Origin of the sequence: Sphingomonas sp. CCH5-D11 (assembly GCF_001557395.1) — a bacterium.
Classification (GTDB): domain Bacteria; phylum Pseudomonadota; class Alphaproteobacteria; order Sphingomonadales; family Sphingomonadaceae; genus Sphingomonas.
This window is the reverse complement of sequence record NZ_LSKH01000340.1, coordinates 1-13,079: the sequence shown is the minus strand read 5'-3', so window position 1 is coordinate 13,079 and position 13,079 is coordinate 1. Positions and strand designations below refer to the sequence as shown.

The window sequence follows — 13,079 nt, the reverse complement described above, 5'->3', positions numbered from 1 at the left end:
CGGTGAACGCCAGCACCAGTCCCGCCGCAAGTGCCACGGGCGCGAAGCGGTGACGCTGCGCCGCCGACGACAGGACGATCGGTACCAGCGGCAGCACGCACGGCGACAGGATGGTGAGCGCGCCCGCCACATAGGCGAGCGCGGGGTTCAACGCCGAGGCCATTAGAGGATCAGGCCAGCGCGCCGCGGATCACCGCGGATACCTTGGCATCGTTGGTCTCGTGAGCGATGCGGCCGGTTTCGCGCTTGCCGCGAAAGCCGATCAGGGTCGACTGCATCGTCGCGCCGAACTTCTGCCAAAGCGGCTTCTGCGTGTCATAGTCGATCCGGAAGACCTGCATGTCGCGATAGGCGGGTTCGGCGATGACACGCTCGATCGTCTTTGCCTGCTGACGGCATACCGGGCACCACGGGGCATGGACCCAGACAAGGATCGGCTTGCCCGCCTTCTGCGCTGCATCGAACGCGGCCTGATTGAACGGTTTGACGGTCGGTGCCGCATGGGCGGGCGCCGCGATCGTGATGGGCGCGGCGATGACGGCGACGGACAGAAACATGGAACGCATCGGTGACCTCCCTTGATGGTTCCTGTCACTACGGGACAACCAGGAAGCCGGTTACACGGCACATGAATGAAAAGATGCCGTTGTAACCAAACGCCGCGCTCCCGCGTAGTCCGTGCACCGGCGCGTTGGAGGGTAGGACTGCATGGACGACGAACAGGTGCCGGTGACGAACGCTGGTCGTTCCGGACTATGCTTGGACGCTATGCCCCTTGATCATTCGCAATATCCCGCTCGATACTGATCGACGCGGCGTTGCGGGGTGTAGATGGGGCAAAGCGAAGATCAGCTCAAGGCATTGATGATCGGGGGGCTGGATGGCGACGCTGCCGCTCACGCTGCGCTACTGCGCGCGCTCGTCCCGCTGCTGGAACGTTTTTATCGCCGGCGGCTCGCCGGCAGCAACGAAGTGGATGACCTGGTGCAGGAAACCTTGATCGCCGTGCATGGCCGCCGGGCGACCTGGGATCGCGGCCGCCCCTTCACGGCGTGGCTCTATGCCATCGCACGCTATCGCATGATCGATCACCTGCGCCGACAGCGCCGGCACATCCCGATCGAGGACGTGGAGGCAATGCTGGTGACGGAGGGTTTCGAAGCATCCGCGAATGCCCGGATCGATGTCGCCCGTCTGCTGGGCACGCTGCCGCCCAAGCAGTCGCGAGCCATTCGGGACACGCATATCGACGGACAAAGCATCGCGGAGGCCGCTACCCGAGCCGGGATCGGGGAGTCCGACGTCAAGATTTCCGTGCATCGCGGCCTTCGTGCGCTCGCCGCCCGGCTGAAAGGGTGACGGCAATGAGCACTGAGAGCACCGAACAGTTGATCCGACAGCTCAGCCGCGACGTAGCGCGTGTGCCGCCTAACGCCGTCGCGCGGCGCATCGCCATCGGGATCGCGACCGGATGCGTCCTCGCGGCTCTCTACATGGGCGCCACGATCGGCGTTCGCCCCGATCTGGATGCGGCGATGCAAGGATCGTCCTTCTGGATCAAGGCCGCCTACACCCTGTCGATCGCGATGGTGGCGATGTCCACGGCGGTGAAGCTGGCTCGTCCGGACGCGAGCGTCCCGCGCGGCCTATGGCTGCTGGCGGTGCCGGCGCTCCTCCTGGCAGGCGTCGGGGTGGTCGAACTCGCCTCGACGCCCTCTGGCGACTGGCTGGCGATGTGGCTGGGCCAAAGCTGGCGGAGCTGTCCGTGGCACGTCCTGACCCTGTCGATCCCGATCTTCGCCGGATTGCTGTGGTCGTTCCGGCGTCTCGCGCCGACACACTTCAGGGCCGCCGGTGCTGCAGCGGGACTGAGCGCCGGGGGATGGGCGGCGACGATCTACTGCCTTCACTGCCCCGAGGTATCGGCCATCTTCGTGCTTACCTGGTACACACTAGGAATTGCCCTCGCCGCCAGCGTAGGAGCGCTGATGGGTCCAAGGCTCCTGCGCTGGTGACCGCGTGCGTCAGTCGCCGCGCGGCATTCGGCGTTGTCCGTCGACCGCGAGTGCGTAACAGGCTGCCAGCAGCACGGCGTCCTTCATCAGGAACTGGCCGGTCGACCCGAGAAACGGAGCGCCGTATCCCGCCTGCCAGAACGCGGGCGCACCCAATGAGAAGCTGAGCGTGACGCAAAAGGTGAATACGCCCATCGCACCGCCGGCGAGGCTTGCGAACGGATAGCGAGCGCCGAGCGCGATCATTGCTCCTGTCAGCAACTCGATAGTACCGATGACGTTGCTTGCGCCACGCTCGCCCCAGATCGGATACATCCAGCTAAAGAGCGGATAGTGGCTTGCGATCTTTGCCACGCCCTCGGCCTCATATGCCGCGAACTTGGCGATGCCGAATAATGCGAAAACGATGACGATCGACCATCGCAACGCAGCGATGGTGGTGGCGTCGTTCGGAACGTAGCTAGTCGTCATAAATCTCCCCTTTGGGAGCGCTTACGAAGCGGGACGGAGATGGGTTACAACGCCTCCCCAGCCAAGGCTCGCCCCCGACATTCCCGATTGGGAAGGTCGATCGAGATCCTGGGCCGCAAACCGGCTACGCCTCGCGGCTCCGGGGCTGATTTTCCCGAAATATGTTCCCGATTGTATTTTCCCGAAATGCGGCATCGGACATGGAGTTTCGGGAAAGGTCAGCCGCGTGAAAACCAGGGTAACCAAGCCCGCTGCTGGCGCAGCGGGTCCGGGGTCAGGAGCCGTGAGGTAATGGCATCAGCGGGGGCAGCGCTGCGCTGTTTGGATGGCTCCACGCTGCCCCCGCTGCTACCAGACGGTGTCATTTCTATCTGGTGACGATTATGTCTTCTCTAAATCGCGGGAACAACAGGAACGTGGCTTGTGCCGGCTTGGCAACAGCGGCTTAACCAGCGGCCGAACTCTTAACTTGGCTCAATAGTCGAGGTTGCGTTTTTCCATCTGTGCGGCCGCGAGGTCCGCGACCGGACCAGCGCCTTCGGCCAGCTCGTAGATCGCTATCACAGCCCTGTCGTCGAGACGCTCGACCATTGCCTGGACCGCTGACCAGTTAGCCACGTCGAGCGCGACCGTCGTGCTTTCGTTACCGGACACGGCGATCGGCCGCATCAGCCATCTTCGACCAGCGATCGGCCGAATGCAGCATACGGTCCCTAGCATGGGGCAGAACGAGCTGCTGGGCCTCGGCAAGGTCGGCCGCTGCCCTCGCGCGGTAGTCGGCTGCGGTATCGGCCATGAAGTCCCCTCAGTTTAGGCCAGCGTTCTAAAACCCTGGCCCGTTTATCACTTGCCGTTCATCCGATCGCGGACCGCCTTCGCCGGCGCGAACGTCAGCTTGCGTGACGCCGCGATCGTGATCGCCTCGCCCGTCGATGGGTTGCGCCCCTGACGCTCGGGGGTGTCCTTCAGCTTGAACTTGCCGAACCCGTTGAGGCTGACTTCCTCGCCGGTCGCGACGGCCGCGGTGATGTTCGCAAGGATCGCATCGATGACTTTCCTGGCGTCGGCCTTTGCGAGGCCATGGGTGTTGGAGATCTGCTCGGCCAGATCGGATGTAGTCGTCATGAACACGTCCCGGTGGTGAATGATTGTACCGGCCTAGCCCGGTTCATGCCGAACCGCCATCGGGAGTTGCCTCCTGCGCGCTCATCTCACCCTCGTAGGGGCGGACGAGCTTCAGGGCATCTTCATGGCTCCCGTCGAGCCATGTCGTAAAATCGCGGGGGTGGAGGATCGCCGGCATCGCCTTGGGATGCCAGGGCGCGACGGCGGGGTTGGGAGAGGTGGTGCAGAAGGCATAGGCATCGCCGCGCTCGGTCGGCCGCCACAGACCGGCGAAGAAGGCGATGGGCTGGTCAGGCAGCGAGAACCACATCTGGCGGGGTTTGCCGTCATCGCCCTTCCCGCCCTCGGGATGTGGTTCGGCGAAATGCGTGAACGGGACCAGGCAGCGGCGATCGGGACTGGCGATCGACGGCTTCCACATCGACGATGAGAGATTCCGCGCATTGGTGACGAACTTGTCCAGCTTGACCGCCGGGTCGCGCTTGCTCGCTACCTTGGTCGGGAAGCCCCATTCCATCGCGATCGGCTCAAGCGGGCGGTTACGCTCCCCTGCCCGCCTGACGACCAAGCCATAGCGCGCGGTCTTCTTGCCGGTCGGGAAGATCTCGCGCGGCACCGGGTAGGTCTCGTCCTCGGGATACGGCGGCTCGAACCCGACCGACCGCATCACCGCGGCCTGTTTGGCGCTCAGGCGATATCGGTTGCAGATCGGTCCACTCCTTTAATCTGTTTGGCTCAGAAGAACTCCCGGCCACCACGATACTCGCGCCAGGCATTATCCCATTTCGTGCCGACGTCGCCACTCACCGGCCGCGCCCCGAGGTCGTACCCGGCCATCACGTCGTCGATATGCGGTGCCGGCGTCGGGGTGTTGAAAGGCGCGATCCTACGCGCCTTCAGGTGCCAAACATAGGCGAGCTCGTGATCGGTTACCGGCGGGGCCTTGCCCCACGCCACGTCCTGAAACTGGCGCTGCGCCGCGCTCCTCGGCCGGCGCTCGCGCAGACGCAGCGCATCGTAGAACAGCAGATGCTCGCGCAGCAGCGCCTCGTAGCGTTCGATCGTGCGCGGGTTTTCGCCGCTCTGCTCCGTCATGCTTCACTCCGTCAGTGCGGGTGAAAATCCTCGTCAGACTCAATCCGATATGCTAGGCTTTGCAAGCCTAATTCTGACCAGCTCGGTCAGCTACGGATTAAGGAAGGAGCGGCCATGTTGAACCACGAAACTGGCCAAATGGACTGGGATCGGTATCCGATCGGTGGGTCCCCTCCCTCGCCTTCGTCCTATTACATCAATCCGCAGAACATGTATGATATGTCCTCTCCTTACGGCCGAGAGCTGATGGATGAGGCTTATCCGTCAAACTCGGCTGTGGTTGAGGGTCACGGGAATTCGAAGTGGACCGCGATGGCAATTATTGCCGTAATCCTCATCGTTTTCTTTTTTCCTTTCCATTAGTTTCTCAACTGCCACCGCCTCGGATCGACCGGAGCGCCATCCCTCCATAATTCATAATGAAGGTGCGACCCGGTCGATTTCCCTGTGCTGCCAACGCGGCCAATCACAGCCCCGGCCTCGACCGTACTTCCTACCTGGAAGCCAGACCGGTCCTGCATATGGAAGTATTTGCTCTGTGAGCCGTCGCCGTGTTGCAGGACCACATAATTCCCGGCACCGTTGGCTTGGAAGTCGTTCCGAATGACCTGACCCGATGCAGGCGCGCGGATCTCCGTCCCGGCTGGCGCTGCAATATCCACCCCTCGGTGATGCCGTCCAGGCTCGCCCGTGACCGGATCGATCCGACCACCCATTCCCGAACTCAGCCGCCCCGAAATCGGCAGCATCGTTCGCTCACCGCGAGGGACTTCGTAAACATGGCTGGTGCCAGCACCTATGCCCAGATTGTCACGGACCCAGTTGCGCGCGCCCTCAACACCCGGAAGTGTCGTCGTGATCCACGCGTCATTGCGCTCTTGGACATGGTCAACTAGCTGACCCGCCGTCCCTCTCGCCTCGTCGACACCATTGCCGACCTCGAATGCGCCACGCGTGATGCGCGCTGACGCGTTCGGAATCGCGTCAGCGACGTTGCCGGCCAGGTCAAGGTCGCGCGAACTCTCGCGGATCGAAACATCTGGCCCTTGCGCCCTGACACCCGCTGCCCGCTGATTGCCCCATTGTTGTACCGCACCCGGCGTCGCCGATGCAGGGCCATGCAATTGCCCGGAAAGGCGCTCAGGCACGCTTACACCCAGTTCGTCGCGAACCAAAGCGACGCGGCGCTCCATGAACTCGCCCAGCAGGATATCGCGCACCTGTTCCTGTTGCGGCGTGCGCGGCATGACCATGCCCGGCGTCCACCCGAACTGCGACAGCGTGTCGTCGCCGAGAAGCCGCTCCTGGGCATACACGACAAACTCCTGGCTCTCGTTCCGGTTGAGGGACCAGCCCCGCGCCGAGGACTCCCTCACATCATTGCTGACCCGCTGGAACGTCTCTTCGGCTCGAGTTGCTTCCAACGACGCCGACCGCGACTCCCCGACGCTGACGCCGAGCTTCTGCGACAGCGACCGAACCTCGCTATCTCCGCTCGTGCTCGATTCACGCATGAATTCGTCGCGTGCTGCCCGGGCCTGCGTCGAATTCGTCTCCTTAGTAAGATAATCCGAGAGCTCAGAATACGCCTGTTCGCCCGAAATGCGTCTGTCCGTATTCTCGCTGGCGATTGATGCGATCTTGGCTGCCAAGCCTGCTTTTGTATCGACCTTCCACAACTTCGCCGCAATCGAAAGGCCTGCATCCGCACTTCCCGTCATTTGGGTCGCTCGTGCTATACTCTGACTGTCGGACTCACTAAGCCCAAAGCGACTGGTCAGCCCGGTGGAAAGGCTCCGAGATGCCTCCGTCATTCTGGTGATGCTGTTATTGAACCCCGACCCCGTCTCGGTCGAACTCCCCCGCCGATGCTCAGCGGCCGTCAACAGATCCGTCGCCGTCGTCGCTGTCGCGTTCCAGGATTGCGATGCCGCGCTGCGGAGCGACTGGGTGTGCGTCTGCCCGTCCGAGAGCGCGCGGCTCATGCTGCTGTCGAATCCGGCGGTCCGCGTCGGCGTGAACGCGAGGTTCGAGATGCCCTGGCGCGTATCGAACGCGTTGGTCCCGTCCGCGAAGCCGTATGTCACCCCGCCATCGGCATTGGTGAACGTGCCGACCGAATAGCCCGAATTGAACTTTGGCTGATCGTCGAACTTGTTCGCCTGGGTCATGCCAGACGTCAGGTTCTGGAACGAGGTGTTGCCATACGAATAGTTGCCGGTCGTGCGCTCGGTCGCCGCCTGCTCGGCCGCGCTGTGCGCCGGCTGCAGCATCGAGGTGGCGTGTCCCGCAATCGCCATCGCGCCGCGCGCCATGCCGCCGGCGATGAACGGCACGCTCATCATCAGGAAGCCCGCGAGCGTCGAGATCGATTCATTGACGCTCGCCATGCCGTCCGAGACCAGCAGCGTCGGCCCGATCGGCGCCGCCGCATGGTAGAGGCTCGCCGCCCTGCTCATCACGAACATGTGCAGGATGACGTAGAGCGGCCCCCAGGAGGCGAGGTAGAAGAACCCGGTCGCATAGCCCTTCAGCGTCTGCAGGCCGGTCCTGGGGAACAGGAACAGCGGGAAGAGCACCGGGAACATCGCGTAGAATACGACCGTCAGGACGATGCCGAGGAGCGGCACCCAGGTCATCGCCTGCGTCGCGATTGAGGTATAGGTGTTCTTGGCCTGCGCGTCCGCGCGCTGCGACGCATAGGCGTCCCACCCCGCATCGGAGAAGCTCTCGCGCGCGGCCAGGAACGCGTCGATCATCGAGATCTGCTTGAGGTACGAATAGGCATCGGTCGAGGTGCCGTGCATCTGTGCCGCGACCACCGGCAGGTCATCGCGGATGCGCTGGGCCGCGATCGTGTCGGCGATGCCGGGATAGGCGTTCCTGGCGAACGGGATCAGATCCTTGTCGTAGGCGGTCTGCCACTGGGCATCCATGCGCGAATAGGCTTCGTTGCACGGGATGATCGAGTTTTCGGTGGTGCCGGGGCCTGTCGAGGTGATCCACCGCTGGCTGCGCGCCGGCGACCCCGGCCCGATCGATTCCCACAGATTGCTGGTCTTGGTGAGATCGTCCATCGCCTTGAACCCGAGCAGCACGTCATAGAAGGTGCATTGCTTCAGGTGTTCGTCGAGGTTCGCGCGGAACACGCTGTCCGTGATCTGGAAGGTGCGCGCCTTGTCCATCAGCCGCGCGCCGTAGATCATGCCGTTGTTGGTCAGCGCGAGCGCGTTGGGCATGACGAACACGGTCTCGGCCGAGCGCGTCATCCAGTCGCCGACCTGGCTCGTGAACGAGGCCATCACGCCAAGGCCCAGCGGCACGTTGTCGACCACCGAGGGCGCGAGCGCGGGGTTAATCCGGTCGGTCACCTTCACCGTGACGGTCGGGACCATCAGCATCATGTAGATGAGCGTCGACTGGAGGAACCAGTTGAACCACGCCCGCCAGTCGAGCGAGAAGGCGACGACGAACAGCGAGTAGATGAAGCCCATCACCATCACGACCTGGAGCATCGAGCGGTAGCCCCCGCCCCCGGTCCATGCCGCGACCGCGTTGAAGACGTTGACGATATATTCGCCCCCGCCGATCGTGAAGACTTCGAGCCCGCCCATCGCCGTCGCTCCCTTGCCGCCGTGTTACCGCAAGCCCTGCGCGCTGAGGCCGCGTCCGAACCGGAGCGAAGCCGACAACTGCGGGCTCATGGTGTTCTTGAGGGTGGATTCCATGAACTGGGTGTATTGGATCACCCGGTAGGTATTGGAGATCTGCCCGGCCATCTTCTCGCTGCGCCGCGACAGCTCGGTCTTCACGCTGTCGACCTGGGCGCGCCACGCCTTGAACTCGTCGGTCGAGACGAACTTTGCGCCCGCCTGCGCCTGCGAGATCGTGTCCAGCATCCGGTCGAGCATCGACATCAACATGTCGATCGCGACCATCTCGGCGAGGGTCGCGCGATCGCCGCCCGACAGGCCCATGTGCGCCGCCTCGTTGACGACGAGGATCTTGTAGAGCGGGATCGAGGTCATCCCGAGCAGCGCGATCTCGTCACCCGACAGCGCGGCGTTGGAGCGGATCTTGCCCGACATGCTGTCCATCGCCTTGAGGACGCGCGTACGCAGCGCCTCGTTGGTCGAGATGCTTAGCTTGGTGGGCGTGGGCTTCAGACACCCCTTGTCGTCGGTCGTGTCGCACTGCCACACGTCGGTCGGCGCCGAGGCGGTGCCGTCGAGCAGCGCCTGATAGGTGTCCCAGCTGGCCGGCGCGATGAACTGGAACGCGCCCATGCTGTCTTTCGCCTTCGTCGCGTCATAAATGATCGTGCCGACCATCGTCATGAGGAACTCGGCATATTCCCGGGACGGTTTGGTTGCGCTCTTGGCGTTCAGTGCATACCAGGTGTAATTCTTCGACTGGACCAGCTCGGCGTCGTCGCCGGCACGCGCGATCGTATCCTCACGCTCGCCCTTGTTGGTGCAGCCGTGGCGCGCCGCGGCCGCGTCGGAGAAGAAGCCCTTCGCCCCGCCGACCTGCTGGCAGATCGTCGAGGACGCCCCGTCCATCGCCGGCCACAGCGAGCCGACCGCCTGCTGCGCCGCCTCGCAGGAGGACATGTTGAACGCGTTCAGCTGCTGCACGCGCTGGCTCATGTCCTTCATCACCCCGCCGATCTGCGCGGAGATGCTGTCGATCGCGAGCTGGAAGGCGAAGCCGATCGCGTTGTTGGCGGTCGCCTTGAGCATCGCCACGATCTCGTCGGCGTTGATGAACGAGAATGACCCCGCGAACAGGTCGATGCCACCGCAGCCGCCGCGCGCGCTGGGGAGCGCGACGCTGACCGGGTTGATCGACTTCTGCGGAAAGCGGCTCCACAGCGAACCACCCGAGTAATAGCCCGCCGACTGCCCCTGGAAGGCGGTCGGGCCGGTCACGTTCGCGGCCGCGCCCGACTTGTTGAAATAGCTGTTCATCTCGCCCTGGACGTCGGCCATCGCCGGCGTCGCGACGAGACCGCCAAGCGCGAGGATCATGCTGGCCTGCGCGAGAACCGCGGCGCAGAAGCGGACGATCGAGCGGACCATCAGAAGTCACTCCCGGGCTTGACGCTGGTCAGTGTGAAGATGCGGTTCATCACCTCGTCGGCCGCCATCACGCCGTAGCCGATCGGCATCGGCTGCTTGGTGACGGTGTCGAACAGGACGAGCGCGGGCACCTGCTGGCCGCGCATGCCCATCGCCTTGTATTGCCCGGTGTCGACCGTGTAGTTCGGGAAGGCACGGGTCGGCCCGCCATCGAGCGAGATCGCCATGACGGTCAGGCCGAAGCGATCCGAGACGCTGCGCATGATCGGCCCGAAGGTCTCGCACGCGGCGCAGGCCGACGAGTAGAAATAGAACACGCCGTACCGCTGGGAGATCTGCGACAACACGCGCTCGCGATCGGCGTTGCGCGTGTCGAGCCAGGTTCGCTTGCCCAGCTGGCTGACGGGGCGCTGGAGCGTGTAGTCGAGGTCGGGGTTCTGCCACACCGTGCGCTGCCACATGTCGGCGAACGACGAGGCGCGATCGAGCTGCTCGCGCTGGAAGGCGATATAGTGGCTGATGTTCTCGGGCGTCGGCTCGAGGATCGCCCGCGCCTTCAACTCCTCCAGCTGTTTCGAGATCGCCGCAAGCTGCTCGGCCGACGACCGCGCGGGCTGCGCCGACCGCTGCTCGGCGGGCTTGGCTTTGGGCTTGTCGCAGTAGAACCAGGTGCCGAGCCGCCGTTCGCGGCAGTAGAAGTCGTCGCCGGTCTGCGCCGCGACGCGGTCGGCCGATCCGAGATCGTCCGCGCTGCCATAGCTATCCTGACCGCCATCGCGGCCGTCGTCACCGGCATCGCGGGTGGACGACACCGAATCCGGCAGCGGCGTCAGCTCCTGCGCCGTCGCCGGCGTCAGCACGGGCGATGCGACCGAGAGGATGAGAGCGAGGGTCAGGGCCTTGCGCATGTCAGTCGTCCTTCTTCTTCTGCTTTTCGCGATCTTCCTGTTCGCGGCGGGTGAGGTAGGATTTGAGCGTTCCGAGGAGCGACGGCTCCTTGAGCGACACGAGCTGCGCCATGTCGTCGGCGAGGATGCGGAACAGGTTGCCGTACACCCCGATGATGAGGTTGCGGGCGTGCCGGCGCGGGTAGAGCGTCTCGCCCCGGCGCAGGATGAGGTTGGCGCGGATCAGCCGCGCGATCGTCGGTTCGAGATCGGCGACGCAGAGCTTCGTATCGAACCAGCTGTCGAGCGTCGGGATGAGGAACCCGGCCGGGTGCGGTCCGGCGCGCAGGAGTGCGATCAGCACCGCGAATTCCGCGACCGAAAGGTCGGGAAACGGACGATGGTCCGACAGATGCGTCACGCCGGTCATTGGTTCTTCTTCGCCTCGTAATAGGCCTTGATCCGCTCCTGGATCTGGCGTGAGGTTTCGATCTCGTCGGGCAGCTTCGCGGCGTCGACGAACTCGGCATAGACCTCGGTGAAATCCATCACCGACAGATCGAGGCGCGAGAATTCGTCGAGCGTGAACCCCTTGCAGGTTTCCTTCTTGGCGCTGCCCCACGGCTTGTTGATCTGCGGGCGACCCTGTTCCTGCAGGATGCGCGACAGCTTGCTCTCGAAGCAGCAATAGGCCGTCTTCTTGGAGGTGCAGATGCCCAGCACCTTGTCCGAGCAATATTCGCCCAGCTTGTGGCACATCCCCATCCGGTCCTGCACGTCGAGCAGCTTCTCGTCGTTCGAGCACATGAACATCGTCAGGAACGGCGTCGCGAGCGCGGCGATCGCCACCGGCCCGCCCGCGATCGCGGCCGCGCCGGCAGCGGTCGTGATGAGGCCCGAGGCCTTGCCCGCGCAGCAGTTGACCAGTCCGAACACCGGCTTGTGGCAGGTCTGCCGCTTGCCCGAGAACAGCGTCAGCGTATCGGGATCGAACTCGGCATTGGCCTGGCCCAGCGCGTGCAGCCCGACCACGGCGTCCTTGAACTCAGTCGACGCCTCGCGCTCGACCGGTTCGCATTCGCCGTCGATGCAATAGACGTCATCACCGCAGATATATTGCTTGGGACCGGTCGAAGGCGGCGTCGGGACCGGGCATTTGTAGACCTTCGTCGTGACCTGGCACGGACCGGACTGCGGATCGTCGAGGCACTCGTCACGCAGGAAGGTGCATTTCCCGCCGTTCTCCAGATCGCTGCAATCGGACGCCTGGGTGATGCGCTGACAGGTGAACGGCCGCGACCACGCCCAGCACGATGCCGTGACCGACACACCGTCGATGATCCGCGTCTCAGGCCCCTCGGTGCAGACCTCCGGGCCGGTCGCGGTGCAGGCGGTGTCGGACACCAGCGCCGGACAGCTTCCCTCATTGCGCGTCAGCGTGACCTCGCGCGTGCCTTCCTTCCTGAGATACACCGTGCCGGTCGCGTAATTCTGGTGGGCCGGGATCTCGGCCTGGGGTATTTCGGCCGAGCAGGAATAGAGCTGCGCGGTGGTGCGCATTGAGGACAGGCTCTTGCACCAGCGACGATAGTCTTCGACGTTGTCGCCGCCCGCCCCCAATTCGATCTGCGCATCGCAGATATGCGGCGTCCCCGCCTCGACCCGGCACAGGCCGGCGCTGACCTTGGCCTGCATGACGCTGTTGCGCGCGAACCCCTGGCCCTCGTTCTGGTCGCGCACGCCGTAGTAGAAGTACCTGAGCGTATCGACGATTACCGGGTCCATCCTGCCGGTGCAGGTCGCAGGCGTTTCCTCGAGCTTCGCGCCCTTGTTGCAGGTCGCCTCGTAATAATCGGTGGTGCCGTTGGGAGGCAGCGGCTTGCAGCTACCGTCGGCGCCGCCCACCGACTGACCGGCGAGATAGCTGTTCGGGTCCTTCTCGACGTCCTGCGCGCGCGTGAGATCGCCGGCAGGTACGGTCACGACCTTGCGGCCCGGATCGGTGACGAGCTGCCACGCCTCGTTCGCGCCAGCGGCCGACCCGCCGGCCGCGATCAGCGCATCGGGATCATCGGCATAGGCTTCGCCGGGCTGCGTGCCGCTGCTGAAGCCCGGGATGGTCGAGGGCAGATCGGTAGAGGAGATGATGCCGCCCGAAGCCTGGCGTGCCGGGGTCGCCAGTGCCTTCGCCGCGGCGCGTGCCGCCGCCATGTCCCCTTTGGGATAGGTGTAGGTCGAACTGCTCGACTGCGCGCTCGGCTCGGCCGCGACAGCATTGCTCGACGCTGCGGGCTGAACCGTGCGGGCGGTGCTGGCGGTGGTCCGCGCGGGAGCCGCGCTCGGCTCGGCGACGCTGGTCACCGTCGTCCTGGCGACCGGCGCGGATGTGGGTGTGGGGGTCGGGG

Annotated in this window: 13 protein-coding genes; 2 read left to right on the top strand and 11 right to left on the bottom strand. The window is 64.5% G+C overall.

Annotation, left to right across the window (positions count from 1 at the left end; genetic code table 11):
- Window positions 1-170: 170 nt before the first annotated feature.
- Window positions 171-566, bottom strand: coding sequence for a thioredoxin family protein (locus AX702_RS20690; protein ID WP_082731213.1), 396 nt, complete (start codon window positions 564-566; stop codon window positions 171-173).
- 265 nt (window positions 567-831) lie between these two features.
- On the opposite strand from AX702_RS20690, the gene AX702_RS20685 reads away from it, so the two are divergent.
- Both AX702_RS20685 and AX702_RS20680 read left to right on the top strand, forming a co-directional pair.
- Window positions 832-1,359, top strand: coding sequence for a sigma-70 family RNA polymerase sigma factor (locus AX702_RS20685; protein ID WP_066760140.1), 528 nt, complete (start codon window positions 832-834; stop codon window positions 1,357-1,359).
- Between the two features lie 5 nt (window positions 1,360-1,364).
- Window positions 1,365-2,015 (top strand): DUF1109 domain-containing protein, encoded by a 651-nt coding sequence (locus AX702_RS20680; protein ID WP_066760187.1) that lies wholly within the window; start codon window positions 1,365-1,367, stop codon window positions 2,013-2,015.
- A gap of 9 nt (window positions 2,016-2,024) precedes the next feature.
- Here AX702_RS20680 and AX702_RS20675 read toward each other — a convergent pair whose 3' ends face one another.
- The 10 genes from AX702_RS20675 to traN form a co-directional block, all read right to left on the bottom strand.
- Window positions 2,025-2,486: a YkgB family protein gene (locus AX702_RS20675; RefSeq protein ID WP_066760141.1), complete on the bottom strand. Its 462-nt coding sequence runs from the start codon at window positions 2,484-2,486 to the stop codon at window positions 2,025-2,027.
- A gap of 474 nt (window positions 2,487-2,960) precedes the next feature.
- Entirely contained in the window at window positions 2,961-3,155 is a 195-nt protein-coding gene (locus AX702_RS20670; RefSeq protein WP_010409232.1) for a hypothetical protein, read from the bottom strand.
- Between the two features lie 174 nt (window positions 3,156-3,329).
- Complete coding sequence (locus tag AX702_RS20665) at window positions 3,330-3,611, bottom strand: HU family DNA-binding protein (RefSeq protein ID WP_066760143.1); 282 nt, start codon at window positions 3,609-3,611, stop codon at window positions 3,330-3,332.
- Window positions 3,612-3,654: 43 nt separating this feature from the next.
- Entirely contained in the window at window positions 3,655-4,320 is a 666-nt protein-coding gene (locus tag AX702_RS20660) for an SOS response-associated peptidase (RefSeq protein ID WP_256210915.1), read from the bottom strand.
- 26 nt (window positions 4,321-4,346) lie between these two features.
- Window positions 4,347-4,706 (bottom strand): hypothetical protein, encoded by a 360-nt coding sequence (locus AX702_RS20655; protein WP_066760148.1) that lies wholly within the window; start codon window positions 4,704-4,706, stop codon window positions 4,347-4,349.
- Window positions 4,707-5,065: 359 nt separating this feature from the next.
- Complete coding sequence (locus AX702_RS20645) at window positions 5,066-8,320, bottom strand: conjugal transfer protein TraG N-terminal domain-containing protein (RefSeq protein ID WP_024310612.1); 3,255 nt, start codon at window positions 8,318-8,320, stop codon at window positions 5,066-5,068.
- Window positions 8,321-8,344: 24 nt separating this feature from the next.
- The gene (locus AX702_RS20640) at window positions 8,345-9,787 is read right to left on the bottom strand and encodes a conjugal transfer protein TraH (protein ID WP_037494469.1); all 1,443 of its coding nucleotides are present in this window, start codon (window positions 9,785-9,787) and stop codon (window positions 8,345-8,347) included.
- Window positions 9,787-10,695, bottom strand: a complete 909-nt coding sequence (gene traF / locus AX702_RS20635) for a conjugal transfer protein TraF (RefSeq protein ID WP_024310614.1) — start codon at window positions 10,693-10,695, stop codon at window positions 9,787-9,789. Before traF ends, AX702_RS20640 begins: the two co-directional genes overlap by 1 nt.
- A gap of 1 nt (window position 10,696) precedes the next feature.
- Window positions 10,697-11,104 (bottom strand): hypothetical protein, encoded by a 408-nt coding sequence (locus tag AX702_RS20630; RefSeq protein ID WP_024310615.1) that lies wholly within the window; start codon window positions 11,102-11,104, stop codon window positions 10,697-10,699.
- Window positions 11,101-13,079, bottom strand: a 1,979-nt coding sequence (gene traN, locus AX702_RS20625; RefSeq protein WP_066782242.1) for a conjugal transfer protein TraN, incomplete at its 5' end; no start/stop codon positions are given. The genes AX702_RS20630 and traN, both read right to left, overlap by 4 nt.